This window comes from Arthrobacter sp. zg-Y20 (assembly GCF_030142075.1).
GTDB lineage: Bacteria > Actinomycetota > Actinomycetes > Actinomycetales > Micrococcaceae > Arthrobacter_B.
This window is the reverse complement of sequence record NZ_CP126241.1, coordinates 492,719-510,281: the sequence shown is the minus strand read 5'-3', so window position 1 is coordinate 510,281 and position 17,563 is coordinate 492,719. Positions and strand designations below refer to the sequence as shown.

Here is a 17,563-nt window from a genome sequence, read left to right as displayed (position 1 = left end):
TGCGGCCGATCCGTGGCCTTTTACGCGAGCGATCCATGCTCTCAATGGTGATTATCGGCAGTTAAATAAACCGCGTAAGGAATCACCGGGTAATTTTTTGATTTTTTTGAGTACTGGGTATATAGGCACTAAGTACCCTGTCTAATTCCGTGCTTTATTAGCCGTCGACTTCGAGGTAAACGGCCGACGACGTCGGGCCGGGAACGCTGCGGATCAACATGCTCTGCTTGCGGTTGGTACGCGACTCATTCCGCAACTGGGCGTAGGCGCGTGACTGTGCCTTGGACAGCAGCCGTGCGCGGGTGATGAGGGCTTCCGGCAGCGGGCCCAGTTCGGCCGGCGGCTCCCAGTCGGCGGCAGCTTCGCGGGCCTGTTCGGTGAGGGACTGGCCTTCGAGGAAGGACTCCAGGTTGTCTTCGAGCTGGGTCAGCACGGTTTCCCAGAGCATGAAGTTCTCCAGCTCCGCGGGGGTGCGGTAGGGCTCTGCCGATTCAGCCGACACCGAGGACTCCTCCGGGAGTTCCGGCTGCAGCAGGCGCGACACCCGCGGCGGGAAGCTGCGCGGCGGCCTCGTGCCAGGCGGCGCGGATTGGTTCGAGCAGGTCGATGCATTCGCGGGTCAGTTTCGCGTCCCGGCCGATGTTGGCGTTCATCAGCGTGGACAGCGAGTACGTGTAAATGGCGTGCAGGTTTTCCCCGCCCTCCCAAAGGTCCGTTTTCAGCGTGCCCAGCAGTTCGGTGATGATGGCCTGCGCGTGGAGCAGGTTTTCCGAGGCTACTTGCCAGTTGGCAGTGGTCTGGGCTTCTTCGGCACGGGCCAGGTCCAGCAGCAGCCGGTCGTAGAGCATGGTCAGCAGGCGCGCCGGGGAGGCGGAGAGCACTGCGTTGCGTGCGTATTCGGCACGCTTGGCGGCAAGTCCGTAGTTCACGGTCACTTCTTACTCGAGGAGGCGGAGAGGGAGTCGAGCTGGCCGGTGAGCCAGTCCATCTGGCTGTTCAGGGTGCCGAGCTTAACTTCCAGGTTGGACCAGATCATTTTCAGCGTGGATTCGCGGGAAGCCAGGCGCCGGTCCCAGTCCTCAACCTGCGTGTTGAGGGACTTCACCACGGTTTCCTGGCTGGTGATGCGCTTGGTTATGGAGCCGTCGTACTTATCTGAGGCAGCCTTGCCGGCCGCTTCGACCCGGGAGGCGATGGCCGTAAGCGCGGCCTGTGTTTTTTCCGGGTCCGCGGCCAGGGCGGTGCTGAACTTCTCGGCATCGAACTCGACCGTGCCGTATTTGGTGAGGGTGATACCGATTTCCGACGGCGAGCGTCCGTCCAGCGCACCGGTGGCGGCATCAATGATTGACTGCTTCAGCGAGCGGGTGGCCGAGTCTCCGGTAAATACTCCGCCGGTGGTCTTGGTGACGCCGTCGGACGTGTTCACTGATACGGCGGAGTTCCGGTCGATGTAATTGAACACGTCGGTGAGGCCGGTGACCAGCGAGGCCGCGACGTCGGAGATCGCCTTGGCGTCCCGGCTCACGGCCACGGTCACTGGCTGGGCGGAGACGGCAGACACCGTGATGTCCACGCCGGGCATCAGATCGGCAAAGGTGTTGGTGGCCGAGGTAATTTTCGTTTCCGCGCCGGGCACTCCGGCCCACAGCGTGACCTCGGCGTCGGATCCCGCGCGGATGGCACCCAGATCGGTGCCGTTCTGCGAGACGGTGAACGCTCCTGCTGCACCGGTTTCGGCGGCGGTGAACTGCATACGGTACTGCTGCACGCCGTCCACGCTGCCGGCGGCGATCTTGACGGCCGTGACACCCAGGTTGGCCTTGTTGACCGTGCTGATGACTTCGTCCATGCTCTTGCCCGCGGTGTCCAGCTCGGTGATGGCCCCGTCGACGGAAATCGACAGCGCGTCACCGTTGGGCCAGGCGGCCATGGCTCCGGACAGGGACACCTGCGCGGTGGCCAGCTTGTTCACCGTGAGGTCCAGCGACCCGGCGGCGGCACCGGTCTTGACGGTGGCCTTGATACTGTCCGAGCCGGAGACTGCGGTGTAGCGTTCCGTGCCGGCCGGCTTGGCGATCTTCCCGGCCGCCTCGGTCAGTGACGCGATCTTGCTATTCAGGTTCTGCAGGGCGGTAGCGAATAGTTTATTGGTCTCGACCTTTTGCTTCAGCAGCGCCTGGGGACGGGCTTCAACCTTCATGAGTTCGGTGATCATCTCGGTGGTTTTGATGCCGCTGATCAGCCCGTCAATGCCTAGCGCCATGAAAATGCTCCTTGAGAAGTCCTGCTGGAAAGGTTCTGCCGAAAAGGTTTGCGGTGAAAAAGCGAAGGCAGGGAATGGGCTGGCGGCGGGAAGCGTGAGGTCCAAGTCATGTTTCCCCGCCGCCAGCGGCCATTCACCTGCCGGTCATACGGTCACTGCTGATAAATCCGTGCTGCCCGATCTGCTACTGCAGGAGCGACATAACGCCGGAGTTCATCTGGTTGGCCTGGGCCAGCATGGCGGTAGCGGCCTGGGACAGGATCTGGGACTTGGTGAAGCTGCCCATTTCCGCTGCCATGTCCGTGTCGCGGATACGGGAGTTGGCCGAGGAGAGGTTCTCCACGGACACCGCGATGGAGCGCGAGGTGGACTCCAGGCGGTTCTGCTGTGCACCGAGGGTTGCGCGCTGATCCGAAGTGGACTTGATGGCAGCATCCAGCTTGGTGGTCGACGCGGCTGCGTTTACCTGGGAATCAACGGTCAGGTCGCCCATCGTGGTGAGCGTGGCGGCCACGTTGGCCAGAGTGACGTCGATGGTCTCGTTGGCATCAGCACCAACCTGGATCTTCAGCGTGCCTGCAGTAGCGCCGGAGGTCACGGTATTGTCCAGCAGCTGGATGCCGTTGAAGTTTGTCGTGTCCTTGATCCGTCCCAGTTCCGAGGTCAGGGCCGTGACTTCGGTCTGGATAGCGGTGCGGGATTCGGTGTTGTTCGTATCGTTGGAAGCCTGAACCGTCAGGTCACGCATACGGTTGAGGATGTTGTGGACCTCGGTCAGGGCGCCTTCAGCGGTCTGGATGAGGCTGATGCCGTCCTGGGCGTTGCGGCCGGCAACGGTGAGACCGGAAACCTGGTTCTTCAGGCCTTCGGAGATCGCCAGGCCGGCGGCGTCGTCAGCTGCACGGTTGATGCGCATGCCGCTGGAGAGGCGCTCGACCGACTTGGCCTGCGAGCTCTGGTTGAGCGTCAGGTTACGCATGGCGTTGAGCGATGAAACGTTGGTGTTAATTGTGAAACCCATGATGTATTCCTCCGTGAGTGGGCTGTACTAAGCGGCCCGTCCGTGGGCCTGCAACCATAGCTATCGGCGGAGCATCAAAGAGTGTTAGCGATTCGGAAAAGAATTTTTTATTCGTTTCCGTCTGCCAGGAACGCCGCTAGGAAGCGGCAGGATTAAATACTGCCGGCCGCCCCGGAATGCCGGGAAGCCCCACCGGAAATCCAGGAAGACCCGCAGCCCCGGGAAGCACCGGCGCCAGGTGGTGCCGGGTAATCCCGCCGGCCGTGCGGTCCCCCACAGAAGTGAGGTAGGCATTGCGGCGGGCCGGGGCAATCCGGGAGGAAATCTGCGGGGCATTGCCCTCGTCCGAGTAATGCGTGCCCAATCCGTCGCGGAGCAGGCGGACCGCTTCGGCACGCTGCTGTGAGACAGCCGAGTGCGTGCTGCCGAGTTCTTCGGCAATCTCCTTCACCGTACGGTCGTGGAAGTAGATTTCCTCCACGATGTACCGCATCTTCTCCGGCAGGGCAGCGACCGCTGCATTGAGGTACTTCAACCGTTCGGTAGCCAGCAGGGAGCCCTCCGGCGACGGCATGTCAGCGACCAGGAAGTCGGTCACCGACTCGTCCAAGCTGGACACCGTGCGGGAAGCATCCGAAAGGGCGTCTTCGGCGACGGTGCGGTCCACACCCAGAGCCGAGGCAATTTCATCCACATTGGGCGTGCGCCCAAGCGCTGCAGTAAGGGTTTCCTTGACCGCCAGTGTTTCCTTGATCCGGCGCCGGGCGGATCGGGTGGCCCAATCGCTGGAACGCATTTCATCAGCGAAAGCACCGACGATGCGGCGGCGGGCATACGCACCGAAAGGAACCCCAAGATTCGGGTCAAAGGAATCGGCCGACGTTATCAGGGCAATGGAGCCGGCGGAGGCCAAGTCATCACGCGAAAGGTGCGTGGCCTTGGCGCAGACTTCGGATACGAGATAGCCAACCAGCGGCAGGTTTTCCACCACGAGCGCATTGCGTTCGGTACGATTCAATCTTTGGACCCCCAAGCCCTTGTTCCCCAACTGTCCCCAACTGATCCCCCAGTTGTGCGCCTGCCCATGGTCAGTGGCTGAGTCCGCTGTGCTATCCACACGTGAGCGCTTTAGCTGAAACATACCACTAACATTCCGGATCAACCGGCCGATAGTGCTTTTTGACGGACAAATTGCAATGCGTCCGCCAATCCAAAGACTTTTGCCGCAGGTTGGGGCCTGGAACCAGACGTCTTTTCGTTATAGAGACATTCAGTGCACTACCTAGGAGGTGAGCCAAGCATGGGTACTCAGAGACTCTCCGCACTTCTTTGGGAGGAGCGTGAGTTATTGGAACTTCTTGTGTTCAAGCTCGAAGAAGAACAACTGCTGCTCACCTCCGGAAAAACCAAATGGCTGACGCACGCGACCCGCGAGGTGGAGCAGGTCCTGGAACGCCTCCGCGGGGCCGATCTGGGGCGGGCCGTGGCAGTAGCCGGCCTGGCCCGCGAATGGGGCACTTCCGAGGACGCCACCCTCCGCGAACTGGTGGCGGCAGCGCCGCCCGGGCCCTGGACGGAAATCTTCAACGCCCACCTCCAGGCCATGACGGAACTGACCGTGAAGATCCGCGAACTGCGCGATATCAACGAACAGTTCCTCCGCACGGCAGCCAGGTCGGCCCAGGAAACACTGGCGGGAATGAATCCCGAGGCCAACACCTACACAGCGTCCGGCACATCGGCCGCCCCCACCTCAGCCGCCCGGCTGGTTGACCAGAACATTTGACGTTAAGGACTCCTAAACAATGAGCACCTTCAGCGGCCTGAACACGGCATACACCGGCCTTTCCGCGGCCCGCAAGGGCATTGACGTGGTGGGCCAGAACATCGCCAACGCCAACGTTGCCGGCTACACCCGCCAGCGCCTGAACACCTCCGCTGCCCCCTCGCTGGCCCCGATGGGCAGGTTCTCCACCGGTACCGGCGTCGGCCAGGGCGTATCCGTGGACTCCATTGCCCGGCTGGGCAGCCTTCAGCTGGATACCCGGGTGCGCAGCACCGCCGCCGTGGCCGGCTACTCCGCCGTCCGCGCCAACGCCCTCATTGCCCTGGAGGACAGCTTCAACGAACCGGGCAAAAACGGGCTCTCCACCGCACTGCAGAATTTCTCCGCTGCTTGGCAGGGCGTAGCCAACAAGCCGGGCGACAATACCGCCGCTGCCGTGTTGCTGAGCGACACCGCAGCGGTGGCAGGCCAGATTGCCGACGGATACAACAACGTCCGCGACCAGTGGAACAGCACCCGCAGCGGGCTCAATGACATGGTCAGCGAACTCAATGACAGCGCCTCTCAGCTGGCCACGCTCAACGGAGCTATCCGGTCCACTCTTGCTTCCGGCGCATCCGCCAACGAGTTGGTGGACCAGCGCAACTCGTTGGCCACCACCATCGCTGCCCTGAGCGGTGCCACGGTCCGGGAAACTCCGGACGGCATGGTGGACGTGCTCATCGACGGCAACGCGCTGGTCACGGGCACAAACGTACGGACCCTGCAGGTCACCGGCGGAACATCCATCGATGACACCGCGGCACCCACCGTTTCCTGGACGGACCGTGCCGGCTCCGCCGGGATCAGCCGCGGCGAAATTGCCGGCGCCGTTTCACTGCTGGCTCCGGCAGGAGCCGGGGGGATCTTCGCAACCGCCGCCGCGTCCTACAACGAGGTTGCCGCCACCTTGGCGGCCACCGTCAACGAACTGCACAGCCAGGGCGCCACCACCGGCGGCGCCACCGGGCTAAACTTCTTCACCGTCGGCAGCCCCGCAGCCACCACGCTGAAAGCGATTCCCACAGACGCTTCCGGCATTGCCACGGGAACGCCCGGCGCAGGCACTTTGGACGGCAGCATGGCGGACAAAATCTCCCAGCTGGGTTCCAAGGCCGGCTCCGCTGACGCAGTGTGGAGCACCTTCGTGACAGCCACCGGTGCACTCAGCCGGTCCGAACTGCAGCAGGCAACGCTCGCCGGCGTGGCTTCCTCCTCGGCTGTCGACCTGCAGCTGTCCAACGCCTCAGTGGACTTGGATGAGGAAAACGTGAACCTGCTGATGTACCAGCACGCTTACCAGGGTGCTTCCCGCGTGATGAGCGCCATTGACGAAATGCTCGACACCCTCATTAACCGCACCGGAATTGTCGGAAGGTAACCCCGTGATCAGCCGCACCACCAACCAGACCATGGCCCGGACGGCCCAGCAGAACTTGCAGGCCAGCATGTCCCGCATGGCCAAACTGCAGGAACAGGTCACCTCCTCCGCCACCATTGGCCGCCCTTCGGATGACCCGACCGGCACGGCCAATGCGCTCAAGGTCCGGTCCGAAATCCGTGCGAACGTTCAGTACGGCTCCAACCAGAGCGACGCGGAGGGTTGGCTCAGCGTTACCGACAGCGCATTGAGCAATACCACCAAGATCCTGGGCCGGGTCAAGGACCTTGCCCTCAGCGCCACTACCGGCACTATGTCACCGAGCGACCGCAAGGCAATTGCCACGGAACTTGCCGGCCTGAAGACTGACCTGCTGCGCGAAGCCAATACCACCTACCTGGGCCGGACAGTGTTTGCCGGGACCTCGGACACCGGTAAGGCCTTCACCGAAGACGCGGGCTCCTACAACTACAGCGGAAGCGGCACCCCCACTACGCGCCGATTGGACGGCAGTACCCTGATGCGCGTTGATACCGATGGTGAAGCAGTGTTCGGCAGCGGAGAGGGATCAGTCTTTCGCCTGGTGGATGACCTGGTAAAGGATCTGAACGAAAATAACGATGCCAGCGGATACCTGACCAAGATCGATTCCGCCGCGGAAACGGTTCGGATGGAGCACTCCGCCCTTGGCGTCCGCCATGCCGCCACGATCAAGGCCAAGGACACCCTGGCGGAGCAGTCGATCAGCCTCGAATCCCGGCGCTCCGGCATCGAGGACCTGGACACTGCCAAAGTCATCATGGACATGAAGCTCCAGGAAGTCGCCTACCAGGCGGCTCTGGCGGTCACGGCGAAAGCACTGCAGCCCACACTGATGGACTTCCTGCGATGAGCACCGGCCTCACATTCCTGACGCCCCCTCCCGGGTTGGCTCCCGAGGTCCACTTCGACCTCGAGGAGATCGACGGCGCGGCCGGCCTGTTCGCCCTGAGCACCTCCGGCAACGGGGGCACCGCCCGGCTCTACGTGCTGGACGCCTCCGTGTACCTGCCGGACTACCACCCGGAAATCACCGATGAGCAGCGCCACCAGCTGCAGCTGGAAACCGCGGCCGACGCCGCCGTCCTGGTGGTTGCCAACCCCGCCCTGGACGGAACCACCGTCAACCTGCTGGCACCGATTGTGGTCAATCTGAACACCGGCAGCTGTGCGCAGGTGATCCTCGAAGGCCAGGACTGGCCGGTCCGTGCTCCATTGGACCCGGTAGCCGCCTGAACGCACGCACTGATAAACCAAAAGGCGCACACCCCGCGGGGTGTGCGCCTTTTATGTTTCGCGGAAAAGCTAAGGCTTAGGCGAAGTCGGCCGTTGCCGGATCGGCGCCGTAACGGGTGCCGTTGTCCAGGGCGTTGATGGCCTCGATGTCCTCAGCGCTGAGCCGAAGGTCCAGGGCCTCCCAGTTTTCCCGAATCCGGGACTCGGTCACGGACTTGGGGATCACAATGCTGCCCAGGGCCAGGTGCCAGGCGATGACCACCTGGGCCGGGGTGGCGCCGTCGTACTTCGCAGCGATCTCCACGAGCTTGGGGTCCTCGAGCAGGCCCTTGCCGGAGCCCAGCGGGGACCAGGACTCGTGCAGGATGTTGTGCTCGGCCTCGAAGGCGCGCAGATCGGCCTGGTTCAGGTACGGGTGGGTTTCCACCTGGTTCAGGACCGGGACAACGCCGGTGGCGTCGATGATTTCCTGCAGGGCTTCCTTGGTGAAGTTGCAGACGCCGATGGACTTCACGCGGCCCTGCTTCTGCAGTTCAACCAGCGCCTTCCAGGTGTCCACGTACTTGTTCTGCTTGGGCTGGAGCCAGTGGATCAGGTACAGGTCCAGGGTTTCCAGGCCCAGGCGCTCCATGGAAGCGTCAAAGGCCTTCAGGGTTTCTTCGTAGCCCTGGTCCGCGTTCCACACCTTCGTGGTGATGAACATGTCTTCGCGGGGGACGGACGTGGCGGCAATGGCGCGGCCGACACCGGCCTCATTGCCGTAGATCTTGGCCGTATCGATGTGGCGGTAGCCAACCTCGAAGGCCTGTCCCACTACCTTTTCGGCAACCTCGTCCTCAACCTGCCACACGCCGTAGCCGAGCTGGGGAATGGTATTGCCGTCATTAAAAGTCACAACCGGTGATGTAGTCATGGTCTCATCCTTGTCCGGAATGCGCCGAGGACAAAGCCGATATGCTCTGCGCGAAAACGGGCGGCAGCCTATTCCCGATTCCGCGAAGTATTTTGGGCGGCTAACTACAATTGCGGGGCTGCTGCCAGCGCACGCTCGGCTTCCGTAACGTCTTCGGCCACCAGCTCCGCGCGGCGTCGCACATTGTCCAGACCCGCCGAGGCGATTCCCCAGCGCTCTGACTCCAGCCGGGACATGGCGGCCGCTTCGGCCGCTGCGGCGAGCGAGTTCCCGCTGCGCGACAGTGCCCGGTGCACGGTCGTCAGGGCGCCGGGGATGTTCTGCCCACTGCTGGGCAGCTGCTGCTGGGCGCGGACGCAGACCTCGCGGATCCGCGGCAGCAGCGCAGCGAGTTCGTTGGCGACGGTGACCAGTTCGTTGTAGACGGCGTCGTCTTCCACGCCTTCGAGCATCTGGTAATACCGGTCCAGGCCCCGGGTAAACCGGTCATGGGCACGGCGCCACACGCCCTTGCCCAGTTCCGCGTCATCCTTCCGCCCCTGCCGGGCGGCTGCAAAAAGTGCCATCTACGTCCTTACAAGTACTGGCCGGGGCCCGCGTGCGGTTCCTGCCGCGGGCTGCCCGTCCCTTGGGAAGCACGGCGCGGCTCCCCGTCGTCTCCAACAACAATTCCAGGGGCTAGCATGGTCCCGGGCGGCAGCTGGCGCAACTGAAGCCGCCCGGCCGCCTGGCTGGCCGTCTGCTGCGCGGCAATGGCGGTCTGGATACCACGGAAGAGACCTTCCAGCCAGCCCACCATCTGGGCCTGCGCAATCCGCAGTTCCGCGTCGGTGGGGGTTGAATCATCCAGGAACGGCAGGTTGATCCGGTGCAGCTCGTCCACGAGTTCGGGTGCAAGCCCGTCCTCAAGCTCGCCGATGGAGCGGGCGTGGATCTCCGCCAACCGGTTGCGTGCGGCGTCGTCCAGCGGCGCGTTGCGCACCTCTTCAAGCAGCTGCTTGATCATGGTGCCGATGCGCATGACCTTCGCCGGCTCGTCCACCAGCTCGTTCAGTTTGGCCGGTCCGCTTTTGGCCTTGGCGTGCCCGTCCTGCGGGGCATCCGCTGCCCGGGCCACCGGGGCGGCGCCGCTTTCTGTTCCCGCAGCGCCCGAACGCGCAGTACCGTCCTCGGCCGGGGTCTGTGACTTCTGGGCAGGAGCGTCCGGGGCCGCGCCGGGGCCGTCGGAGGATCCGTTCTGATCAGTCATGGCATTAATGCTCTCACGCTTAGTGACGGTTGCCTCCTGTCCGGCCGGCTTTCCGGCCGTCCCGGCCGTATTGGCAGCAATAAAGCGACGCATATACGCACGACGGCGGCGCCGCGGGTAGGTGCGGCGCCGCCGTCGTTAGTGGTGCCGTTCTGGCGTGTGCAGGCTCAGCAGCAGCGGCCCTGCGGGTTGGCATCCTGGCGGTCCATCTTGTCCCGCCAGAACTCCTTCTCGCTCATCAGCGGGGACGCACAGCCCGACGCCGCGTGGAAGTCCGCGTACTTGCGGTACGCGTCTTCCCCCATCACGTCGCGGAAGAACCGCACGAGGCTGCGCACCCCCTGCCCGACGGCGACGGCGGCACTCATGAGTGCGCGGCTTTCTTCGCCGGCCGCTTGGCGTCCGGCAGGGCATCCCACTGGGCCAGGATCTCCTTTTCCGCCGGAGTGGTCAGGAACCCCGCAGGCGCGAACTTCCGGGACGGGATCGCCGGGTCTTCAGCGCTGGGGGCGCCCCCGGAACGGTAGGAGCGGATGGTGGCGATGATGGCCGTGATGATCACGATGATTGCCAGCGTCACGAACACCACGGACAGCGTGGTCTGGATCAAGGTGTTGCGCACCACCGCTTCCATGGCTTCCACGGTCTTGGCCGTGCCGAAGCTGGTCTTCCCTTCGGCCAGGGCCGCGGAGAAGGCCTCATGGTTGGCCCAGTAGCCGACGGCGGGAACCGGCGAGAAGATCTTGTAGAACGACGCCGTAATGGTCACCACCGCGGCGAAGGCCAGCGGCAGCGCCACGATCCACAGCCACCGAAACGCGTTCTTTTGGGCGATGATGGCCATGCAGACGGCCAGCGCAATGGCGGCGAGCAGCTGGTTGGCGATGCCGAAGAGCGGGAACAGGGTGTTGATCCCGCCCAGCGGGTCCGTGACCCCCATGATCAGGATCGACCCCCAGCCGGCCACCATAATGGCGGTGCTGATCCATGCGCCGGGCCGCCAGGACATGTCCTTGAACTTCGGGGCGACGTTGCCGATGGTGTCCTGCAGCATGAACCGTGCCACGCGGGTGCCGGCGTCTACGGCGGTGAGGATGAACAGGGCCTCGAACATAATCGCGAAGTGGTACCAGAAAGCCATCATGGACGGCCCGCCGATCAGGGAATGCATGATGGTGGCCAGGCCGACGGCGAGCGTGGGCGCGCCGCCGGTGCGCGACACAATGGACTCCTCCCCCACGTTGGAGGCAAGGCCGGAAAGCATGTCCGGGGTGAGGTTCACCCCCGTCAGGCCCAGGCTGTTGACGAAGGCGACGGCGCCCTCCACGGTTCCGCCGGTGGCGCCGGCGGAGGCGTTCATGGCGAAGTAGATGCCGCGGTCAATCGAGACGGCGGCGACGAGCGCCATGATGGCCACGAAGGATTCCATCAGCATGCCGCCGTAGCCGATGAACCGGGTCTGGCGTTCCTTCTCCAGCATCTTGGGGGTGGTGCCGGAGGAAATCAGGGCGTGGAAGCCGGACAATGCACCGCAGGCGATGGTGACGAACAGGAATGGGAAGAGCGGGCCGGCGACCACCGGGCCGTTGTCCTGGCCGGCGAATTCGCTGACCGCGGGAACGGAGATTTCCGGGCGGACAATGATGATCGCGACGGCGAGCATCACGATGGTGCCCACCTTCATGAAGGTGGAGAGGTAGTCGCGCGGGGCCAGCAGCAGCCAGACCGGCAGGACGGCGGCAATGAAGCCGTAGATGATGATGCCCCAGGCGATGGTTGTCGGTTCCAGGGTCAGGGCGTCGCCCAGCGGGGTGCCGGCAACCCAGCCGCCGCCGATGATCGCGGCCAGCAGCAGGACGAAGCCGATGATGGACACCTCGGTGACCTTGCCCGGCCGCAGGAAGCGCAGGTAGACGCCCATGAACAAGGCGATGGGGATGGTCATGCTGACGGAGAAGACGCCCCACGGGCTTTCGGCCAGGGCGTTCACCACCACCAGGGCGAGGATGGCCACGATGATGATCATGATGACCAGGGTGGCGATCAGTGCTGCGGTGCCGCCGATCAGCCCGAGTTCGTCGCGGGCCATCTGGCCCAGCGAGCGGCCGCCGCGGCGCATGGAGAAGAACAGGACAAGGTAATCCTGGACGGCGCCGGCCAGCACCACGCCCACAATGATCCAGATGGTTCCGGGCAGGTAGCCCATCTGCGCGGCCAGGACCGGGCCGACGAGCGGGCCGGCGCCGGCAATGGCGGCGAAGTGGTGGCCGTAAAGCACCCGCCGGTCGGTGGCGGCGAAGTCCTTGCCGTCCGCCAGGTACTCCGCGGGAGTGGCACGGCGGTCATTGGGCTTCAGCAGTTTGGCTTCAATGAGCTTGGAGTAGAAGCGGTACCCAATGAAATAGGTACACACCGCGGCGAACACGAACCAGATGGCGTTGACCGTTTCGCCGCGGACCACGGCCAGCATGGTCCAGCTCAGGCCGCCCAGCAGGGCGATGCCCGCCCACAGGGCAATCTTTCCCGGCGTCCACCGGCGGTCTTCCGCCGCCAGCATTTCCGGGTCCACGGCTACCGGCGGCAGTGCCGGGTCCTGTTCCAGGACGTCGCCGTCCGGTATTCCTTCAGTTTCGGCCCGGTGCCGATGGTTCTCGCTCATGATGATCCCTCTATCTGCGGTGGCTTGTCTGCGTTGACATTTCAACCGATGGGCAGGGAGTGACCCTGCTCCTAGAGATTATCAGCGGGTGAGTTGCACGTCACAGATACACGTGACGGCGGCCGCACAAGTGCAGCCGCCGTCGTTGTGCCCCTGGGGACTCCGGAACTAGAGGGTGAGCAGGATCTTGCCCGCGTGCTGCCCGGAGTCGAAGTACTCGTGGGCGGCGGCCGCCTCGGCCAGCGGGAAGGTGCGGTCCACCAGGGGCCGGATCTGCCCGGAGACCAGCAGCGGCCAGACATACTCACCCACCGCGGCCATGATGGCACTCTTTTCCTCCACCGGCCGTCCGCGGAGGGTGGTGCCCATGACGGCGGCGCGTTTGGTCATCAGCTGGTTCAGGTCCAGTTCGGCCTTGATACCGCCCTGCAGCCCGATGATCACCAGCCGGCCGGCGACGGCGAGCGCATCCAGGTTCTTCTGCAGGTACTTGGCGCCCACCACGTCAAGGATGACGTCGGCCCCGTGGCCTCCGGTGGCTTCGCGCACCGCTTCGACGAAGTCCTGTTCCTTGTAGTTGATCAGCACCTTGGCGCCCAGCGACTGAGCCAGTTCCAGCTTTTCCGCGGACCCGGCGGTCACCATGGGAACGGCGCCGAAGGCCGCGACCATCTGGATGGCCATGGTGCCGATGCCGCCGGTGGCCCCGTGGATCAGGACATAGTCCCCCTCCTGGACTGCGGCAGCCATAAAGAGGTTGGAAAAAACGGTGGCTGCCGTTTCCGGCAAGGAGGCGGAGGTGACGGCGTCGAAGCCGTCCGGCAGGGGCAGGACCTGGCCGGCGGGCACGGCCACCTGCTCGGCGTAGCCGCCGCCGGACAGCAGTGCAACCACTTCGGTTCCCACTGCCGGGCCGTCCACGCCTTCGCCGAGGGCGGCAATGCGGCCCGAAACTTCCAGCCCCGGATATTCGGAGGCTCCGGCCGGCACCGGATAGTGTCCCTGGCGCTGCATCGCGTCGGCGCGGTTGATGCCGGCGGCAATGACATCTATCAGCACTTCTCCCGGTCCGGCTGCGGGCGTGGGTACGTCCTGGAGTTCAAGCGCTTCCGGTCCCCCGGGCGTTCCAATAACGATCGCTTTCATGCTGTCCTTCCTGGTTCAGGGAATTTTGGTGAATTCATCCCTTCTGCCAGACTACTAGTGAGGAAGGTTGTCCGAGCGGCCGATGGAGCTGGTCTTGAAAACCAGTGTGCGGTAACCCCGTACCAAGGGTTCGAATCCCTTACCTTCCGCGTCGACACGGAAAAGCGGCCCCGGTAACGGGGCCGCTTTTCCTTTTGCCGGCACCTCCCGGGGCACTACGGTGATCCCATGACCGGGGTGGAGCAGCAGGAACGGACGCGGATCCTGCGCGCCCTGGAAGACATCACCGATTCACTCCAGTCCTCGGCCCTGTCCTCGTTCCTCGATCCGCTGCTCGCCACGGACCTGACTGTTCGGCAGCTCAAGGTCCTCACGGTGCTGGTCACCATCGAGGAGGGTGCGACGGGCAGTGGTTTGGCTCAATCCTTCGGCGTTTCCATGGCCTCCATGTCCGGACTGGTGGACCGGCTTGTGGCTCAGGGCGTAGCTGTCCGCTCGGAAGATCCCGTGGACGCCCGGGTGCGCAGGGTGAAGGCCACCCCGTGGGGCCGGACCGTGGTGCGCCGCCTGGTCGCAGGACGTCCGGAACTGAATTCCGACATCCTGGACCGGCTGCCGCTTGCTGACCTGCAGGCGCTTGAGCAGGGCTTGCGGGCGATCTCCGCCGAGGTAACCCGCAGGGCGCACGCCACGGGATGACTACCGTGCCGCTGCAGCGCCGGGGCCGCAGCGGCAGGGCCGTCATTGCCGTCCGGGCGCCGTGAGCTGAACGTGTCCGGCGCCGTCGGCCGGCAGGACGGCAAACAGGGCCGGCTCCCGGAATCCCCTGTCCGCGAAGGCCGACAGCACCCCGGCACGGACTGCGTCCTCGTCGTCGTGCCGGACCAGGGCAATGGCCGAACCGCCGAACCCGCCTCCGGTCATCCGGGCACCCATCGCGCCGGCAGCGAGGGCGGCGTCCACGGCTAGGTCCAGTTCCGGGCAGGAGACCTCGAAGTCATCCCGCAGGGAGATGTGCGAGGCGGTCAGCAGTTCACCGATGGAGTCCACCGCGCCGTCGCGCAGCTTCTGCGCCACCTGCAGCACCCGCTGGTTCTCACTCAGGATGTGCCGCACCCGCCGCTGCGTCTCATGGTCCAAGCCGGACAGGTCCGCGTCGGCAGGCACTTCGCGCAGCGACTCCGCGCCCAGCGCTGCCGCGCCCCGCTCGCAGGACTGCCGGCGCGCACTGTAGCCGCCGTCGGAGTGGCTGTGCTCCACCCGGGTGTCCATCACAAGCACTGAGAGGCCGTGCTCCGCTAGCGGCAGCGGCACAATTTCAGAGTCCAGGCTCCGGCAGTCCAGGAACAGGGCGCCGCCTTCGGCGCCCATCAGGGACGCAGACTGATCCATGATGCCTGTGGGTGCACCCACAAACTCGTTCTCCGCGTACTGAGTCAGGCGGGCCATCCCGGGACGGTCCAGCCCCAGGCCGAGCAGGTCATTCAGCGCCACGATTACGGCCACTTCCACGGCATGCGATGAGGACAGGCCGGCACCCACCGGAACGGTGGAATCCAGGAGCAGGTCGAATCCCGGTACGGACGCACCGGCATGCTGCGCCAAGGCGTACACCACACCGGCAGGATAAGCGGCCCAGCCGGCTGCCAGGCCCGGTTCCAGCCCACCGGTGGAGAACTCCGCCCGGGACAGGCCGGTCTGCGCATAGGTGGAGGCGAGGCGGACGACGTCGGTGTCCGCTTCCGGGTCCTGTCCCGGACGGCGCAGGCGCACAGCCACCAAGGCGCTGCGGTCAATGGCAAAGGGCAGGACGAAGCCGTTGTTGTAGTCGGTATGCTCACCGATCAGGTTCACCCGCCCCGGGGCGCACCACACGCCGTCGGGCTCCGCGCCGAAGACCCCGGCGAAGCGGCGGGCCAAGGCGCGGGCACGTTCCTCCCGCTGGACGGCGTTGGCGGCGGTGCTCATACCCGGATCTCCCGGAGTCTGGCGGCGGTCTGCTCCGCCGTGGTGTCGTTGATGAAGGCGCCCATGGCAGCCTCCGAGCCGGCGAGGAACTTCAGCTTGTCCTCCGCCCGGCGGGGACTGGTCAGCTGCAGGTGCAACCAGCCCGCCTCGCGGTCCGCGGCGGTAACCGGTGTCTGGTGCCAGGCGGAAATGTACGGGGTGGGAGTTTTATACAACCCGTCCACCCGCCGGAGCAGGTCCAGGTAGACGGCGGCGAGCTCATCGCGTTCCGCCCCGGTCAGCGCGGCCAGGTCCGGAACCTGCCGGTGCGGCACCAGATGTATTTCCAGGGGCCAGCGGGCCGCGTAGGGGACGTAGGCGGAGAAATGCTCGCCGGCCAGGACCATCCGGTCCCCGGCCTCCGACTCGGCGCGGAGCAGTTCTCCCATCAGGGGCCGGCCATGCTCAGCGAGGTGCCGGCGGGACCGTTCAGCCAGCTGCACGGCGTGCGGGGCGGCGTAGGGATAGGCGTAGATCTGCCCGTGCGGGTGGTGCAGCGTGACGCCGATGTCCTGGCCGCGGTTTTCGAACGGAAATACGTGTGCGATGCCCTCCAGCGCGGACAGTTCCTCCGTGCGCTGCGCCCACGCTTCCACCACGGTCCGCGCCCGGTTATAGGGCAGCGAGGCGAAGGACCCGGTGTGCTCGGGGGTGAAGACCACTACCTCGCAGCGGCCAAACGCGGGCTCGGGGCGGCCCCATAGTTCCCGGCCGCCCGCTTCTCCCGGCTCCGGCAGGGTGCCCAGGGCCGGGCCCAGGGAGGGGAACCGGTTTTCAAACACGACGACGTCGAAGTCTCCGGCAGGGATTTCCGACAGCCGGTCCGCGGTGGTGGGGCACAACGGGCACTGGTCCGCAGGAGGCAGGTAGGTGCGGGTTGACCGGTGGGCGGCAACCGCCACCCATTCACCGGTCAACCGGTCAAAGCGCACTTCTCCGTTGCCGGACCGGGGATCCAGCGGGCGGGCGTCATAGACAGAGTCCACCGGCCGGCCGCCGCGGTCCGTGAAGAACAGCGATTCGCGGCCGTCGGCGAGCCGGTGCCGCCGGTGGACGATGGGCGGCGGCACAGTTCCCTGCGCTGCGCCGGACGTGCTGGACACTTGCTGGCCTCCCAAACCGGATGTGGTGGATCCTGATGACTTCACCGTACCCAGTCCCGCCGGGAGGGACATGATTTCCGGGACATGCATCGCCGTAGGCGGCCTCGCCGCCACCAATGACCGGCCGGCCCAGCGGTGTGGTGGTGGACACAGCATGCCGGCAGGCCCCGTAGGATAGGCCCGTGGTTCCTGGCCGCCATGGGGGTGCGCCGCCACACCATTAGTTCCACAGGAGATACATATGAGCACCACAGCGCGGCTTCGCCGTCTGGCACTTCCGATTATTTTTGCCGGACTGTTGGCTGGCTGCTCCGGCGGCACGGCCCCGGGCAGCCTGGAAGTTGGAGACTGCTTCTCCGCTCCGGAACCGGACTCCGAAACCCGGGAAATCTTCGACGTTGACGTGGTCGAGTGCGAAGAGGCACACAAGCAGGAAGTTTTCGCTGTCGAGGAACAGGCTGAGGGTGACTACCCAGGCGTATCCGAGCTGGAGGCGAAGGCGCAGGAACTTTGCGCCGAAGAGTTCCAGGGCTACGTAGGCACGTCTTTCGACCTGTCGGAGCTGGAAGCCTCCTACATTGTTCCCACCGAGGATTCCTGGAAGAACGATGACCGGGACATCACCTGCACCCTCGGTGCCGCCAACGGCCCCGAGGTCTCCGAGTCCTACAAGGGTTCGAGCCGCTAGGGCAACCACCTTTCGCGTTAACTGAAAGGG

The 17,563-nt window shown here is 65.0% G+C and carries 19 protein-coding genes and 1 tRNA gene; 7 read left to right on the top strand and 13 right to left on the bottom strand.

Translation table 11 applies throughout. The features are described 5' to 3' along the window. Window positions 1–157: 157 nt before the first annotated feature. The 5 genes from QNO06_RS02585 to QNO06_RS02565 all read right to left on the bottom strand — a co-directional run bounded on the left by QNO06_RS02585 (window position 158) and on the right by QNO06_RS02565 (window position 4,305). Window positions 158–502: a hypothetical protein gene (locus QNO06_RS02585; RefSeq protein ID WP_227913270.1), complete on the bottom strand. Its 345-nt coding sequence runs from the start codon at window positions 500–502 to the stop codon at window positions 158–160. Then, entirely contained in the window at window positions 492–929 is a 438-nt protein-coding gene (fliS, locus tag QNO06_RS02580) for a flagellar export chaperone FliS (protein WP_227913268.1), read from the bottom strand. Before fliS ends, QNO06_RS02585 begins: the two co-directional genes overlap by 11 nt. Before the next feature lie 2 nt (window positions 930–931). Beyond that, entirely contained in the window at window positions 932–2,266 is a 1,335-nt protein-coding gene (fliD, locus tag QNO06_RS02575) for a flagellar filament capping protein FliD (protein ID WP_227913267.1), read from the bottom strand. 184 nt (window positions 2,267–2,450) lie between these two features. Further along, window positions 2,451–3,287 (bottom strand): flagellin N-terminal helical domain-containing protein, encoded by an 837-nt coding sequence (locus QNO06_RS02570; RefSeq protein ID WP_227913266.1) that lies wholly within the window; start codon window positions 3,285–3,287, stop codon window positions 2,451–2,453. A 136-nt stretch (window positions 3,288–3,423) separates the two neighbouring features. Next, window positions 3,424–4,305 (bottom strand): sigma-70 family RNA polymerase sigma factor, encoded by an 882-nt coding sequence (locus QNO06_RS02565; RefSeq protein ID WP_227913264.1) that lies wholly within the window; start codon window positions 4,303–4,305, stop codon window positions 3,424–3,426. A gap of 282 nt (window positions 4,306–4,587) precedes the next feature. Here QNO06_RS02565 and QNO06_RS02560 point away from each other — a divergent pair, with 282 nt between their 5' ends. The 4 genes from QNO06_RS02560 to QNO06_RS02545 are packed head-to-tail and all read left to right on the top strand — an operon-like array spanning window position 4,588 to window position 7,768. Next, the gene (locus QNO06_RS02560) at window positions 4,588–5,073 is read left to right on the top strand and encodes a flagellar protein FlgN (protein ID WP_227913262.1); all 486 of its coding nucleotides are present in this window, start codon (window positions 4,588–4,590) and stop codon (window positions 5,071–5,073) included. A gap of 19 nt (window positions 5,074–5,092) precedes the next feature. Then, the gene (gene flgK, locus QNO06_RS02555) at window positions 5,093–6,493 is read left to right on the top strand and encodes a flagellar hook-associated protein FlgK (protein ID WP_227913261.1); all 1,401 of its coding nucleotides are present in this window, start codon (window positions 5,093–5,095) and stop codon (window positions 6,491–6,493) included. 4 nt (window positions 6,494–6,497) lie between these two features. Further along, window positions 6,498–7,385, top strand: a complete 888-nt coding sequence (gene flgL, locus QNO06_RS02550; protein ID WP_227913257.1) for a flagellar hook-associated protein FlgL — start codon at window positions 6,498–6,500, stop codon at window positions 7,383–7,385. Continuing rightward, window positions 7,382–7,768: a flagellar assembly protein FliW gene (locus QNO06_RS02545; protein ID WP_227913255.1), complete on the top strand. Its 387-nt coding sequence runs from the start codon at window positions 7,382–7,384 to the stop codon at window positions 7,766–7,768. Before flgL ends, QNO06_RS02545 begins: the two co-directional genes overlap by 4 nt. Before the next feature lie 76 nt (window positions 7,769–7,844). Here QNO06_RS02545 and QNO06_RS02540 read toward each other — a convergent pair whose 3' ends face one another. The 6 genes from QNO06_RS02540 to QNO06_RS02515 form a co-directional block, all read right to left on the bottom strand. Beyond that, on the bottom strand, window positions 7,845–8,681 hold the full coding sequence (locus QNO06_RS02540) for an aldo/keto reductase (protein WP_227913253.1): 837 nt from the start codon (window positions 8,679–8,681) through the stop codon (window positions 7,845–7,847). Between the two features lie 104 nt (window positions 8,682–8,785). Beyond that, complete coding sequence (locus QNO06_RS02535; RefSeq protein WP_227913249.1) at window positions 8,786–9,247, bottom strand: hypothetical protein; 462 nt, start codon at window positions 9,245–9,247, stop codon at window positions 8,786–8,788. Window positions 9,248–9,255: 8 nt separating this feature from the next. After that, window positions 9,256–9,930, bottom strand: coding sequence for a bacterial proteasome activator family protein (locus QNO06_RS02530; RefSeq protein WP_269437407.1), 675 nt, complete (start codon window positions 9,928–9,930; stop codon window positions 9,256–9,258). 167 nt (window positions 9,931–10,097) lie between these two features. Next, on the bottom strand, window positions 10,098–10,298 hold the full coding sequence (locus QNO06_RS02525) for a YbdD/YjiX family protein (RefSeq protein WP_227913248.1): 201 nt from the start codon (window positions 10,296–10,298) through the stop codon (window positions 10,098–10,100). Continuing rightward, on the bottom strand, window positions 10,295–12,589 hold the full coding sequence (locus QNO06_RS02520; protein WP_442860170.1) for a carbon starvation CstA family protein: 2,295 nt from the start codon (window positions 12,587–12,589) through the stop codon (window positions 10,295–10,297). Before QNO06_RS02520 ends, QNO06_RS02525 begins: the two co-directional genes overlap by 4 nt. Before the next feature lie 168 nt (window positions 12,590–12,757). Beyond that, complete coding sequence (locus tag QNO06_RS02515) at window positions 12,758–13,735, bottom strand: NAD(P)H-quinone oxidoreductase (RefSeq protein ID WP_227913247.1); 978 nt, start codon at window positions 13,733–13,735, stop codon at window positions 12,758–12,760. Between the two features lie 61 nt (window positions 13,736–13,796). Between QNO06_RS02515 and QNO06_RS02510 the strand changes: the two genes are divergently transcribed. Together QNO06_RS02510 and QNO06_RS02505 are read left to right on the top strand one after the other, a co-directional pair. Beyond that, window positions 13,797–13,884, top strand: a tRNA-Ser gene (locus QNO06_RS02510). 79 nt (window positions 13,885–13,963) lie between these two features. Further along, window positions 13,964–14,434: a MarR family winged helix-turn-helix transcriptional regulator gene (locus tag QNO06_RS02505; RefSeq protein ID WP_227913246.1), complete on the top strand. Its 471-nt coding sequence runs from the start codon at window positions 13,964–13,966 to the stop codon at window positions 14,432–14,434. Window positions 14,435–14,476: 42 nt separating this feature from the next. Here the strand turns inward: QNO06_RS02505 and galK are convergent, their stop codons facing one another. Beyond that, window positions 14,477–15,703, bottom strand: a complete 1,227-nt coding sequence (gene galK / locus QNO06_RS02500) for a galactokinase (protein ID WP_227913245.1) — start codon at window positions 15,701–15,703, stop codon at window positions 14,477–14,479. Next, window positions 15,700–16,812 (bottom strand): galactose-1-phosphate uridylyltransferase, encoded by a 1,113-nt coding sequence (gene galT, locus QNO06_RS02495; RefSeq protein ID WP_442860174.1) that lies wholly within the window; start codon window positions 16,810–16,812, stop codon window positions 15,700–15,702. The genes galK and galT overlap by 4 nt, the downstream gene beginning before the upstream one ends. A 274-nt stretch (window positions 16,813–17,086) precedes the next feature. Between galT and QNO06_RS02490 the strand changes: the two genes are divergently transcribed. After that, window positions 17,087–17,533: a septum formation family protein gene (locus tag QNO06_RS02490; protein WP_227913241.1), complete on the top strand. Its 447-nt coding sequence runs from the start codon at window positions 17,087–17,089 to the stop codon at window positions 17,531–17,533. Window positions 17,534–17,563: the final 30 nt, after the last annotated feature.

What these genes read in the sequence shown, in the direction of transcription:
- fliD (WP_227913267.1), bottom strand. Translation starts at nt 2,266, where the DNA reads ATGGCGCTAGGCATTGACGGGCTGATCAGCGGCATCAAAACCACCGAG.
- QNO06_RS02570 (WP_227913266.1), bottom strand. Translation starts at nt 3,287, where the DNA reads ATGGGTTTCACAATTAACACCAACGTTTCATCGCTCAACGCCATGCGT.
- QNO06_RS02560 (WP_227913262.1), top strand. Translation starts at nt 4,588, where the DNA reads ATGGGTACTCAGAGACTCTCCGCACTTCTTTGGGAGGAGCGTGAGTTA.
- flgK (WP_227913261.1), top strand. Translation starts at nt 5,093, where the DNA reads ATGAGCACCTTCAGCGGCCTGAACACGGCATACACCGGCCTTTCCGCG.
- QNO06_RS02545 (WP_227913255.1), top strand. Translation starts at nt 7,382, where the DNA reads ATGAGCACCGGCCTCACATTCCTGACGCCCCCTCCCGGGTTGGCTCCC.
- QNO06_RS02540 (WP_227913253.1), bottom strand. Translation starts at nt 8,681, where the DNA reads ATGACTACATCACCGGTTGTGACTTTTAATGACGGCAATACCATTCCC.
- QNO06_RS02535 (WP_227913249.1), bottom strand. Translation starts at nt 9,247, where the DNA reads ATGGCACTTTTTGCAGCCGCCCGGCAGGGGCGGAAGGATGACGCGGAA.
- QNO06_RS02530 (WP_269437407.1), bottom strand. Translation starts at nt 9,930, where the DNA reads ATGACTGATCAGAACGGATCCTCCGACGGCCCCGGCGCGGCCCCGGAC.
- QNO06_RS02525 (WP_227913248.1), bottom strand. Translation starts at nt 10,298, where the DNA reads ATGAGTGCCGCCGTCGCCGTCGGGCAGGGGGTGCGCAGCCTCGTGCGG.
- QNO06_RS02520 (WP_442860170.1), bottom strand. Translation starts at nt 12,589, where the DNA reads ATGAGCGAGAACCATCGGCACCGGGCCGAAACTGAAGGAATACCGGAC.
- QNO06_RS02515 (WP_227913247.1), bottom strand. Translation starts at nt 13,735, where the DNA reads ATGAAAGCGATCGTTATTGGAACGCCCGGGGGACCGGAAGCGCTTGAA.
- QNO06_RS02505 (WP_227913246.1), top strand. Translation starts at nt 13,964, where the DNA reads ATGACCGGGGTGGAGCAGCAGGAACGGACGCGGATCCTGCGCGCCCTG.
- galK (WP_227913245.1), bottom strand. Translation starts at nt 15,703, where the DNA reads ATGAGCACCGCCGCCAACGCCGTCCAGCGGGAGGAACGTGCCCGCGCC.
- QNO06_RS02490 (WP_227913241.1), top strand. Translation starts at nt 17,087, where the DNA reads ATGAGCACCACAGCGCGGCTTCGCCGTCTGGCACTTCCGATTATTTTT.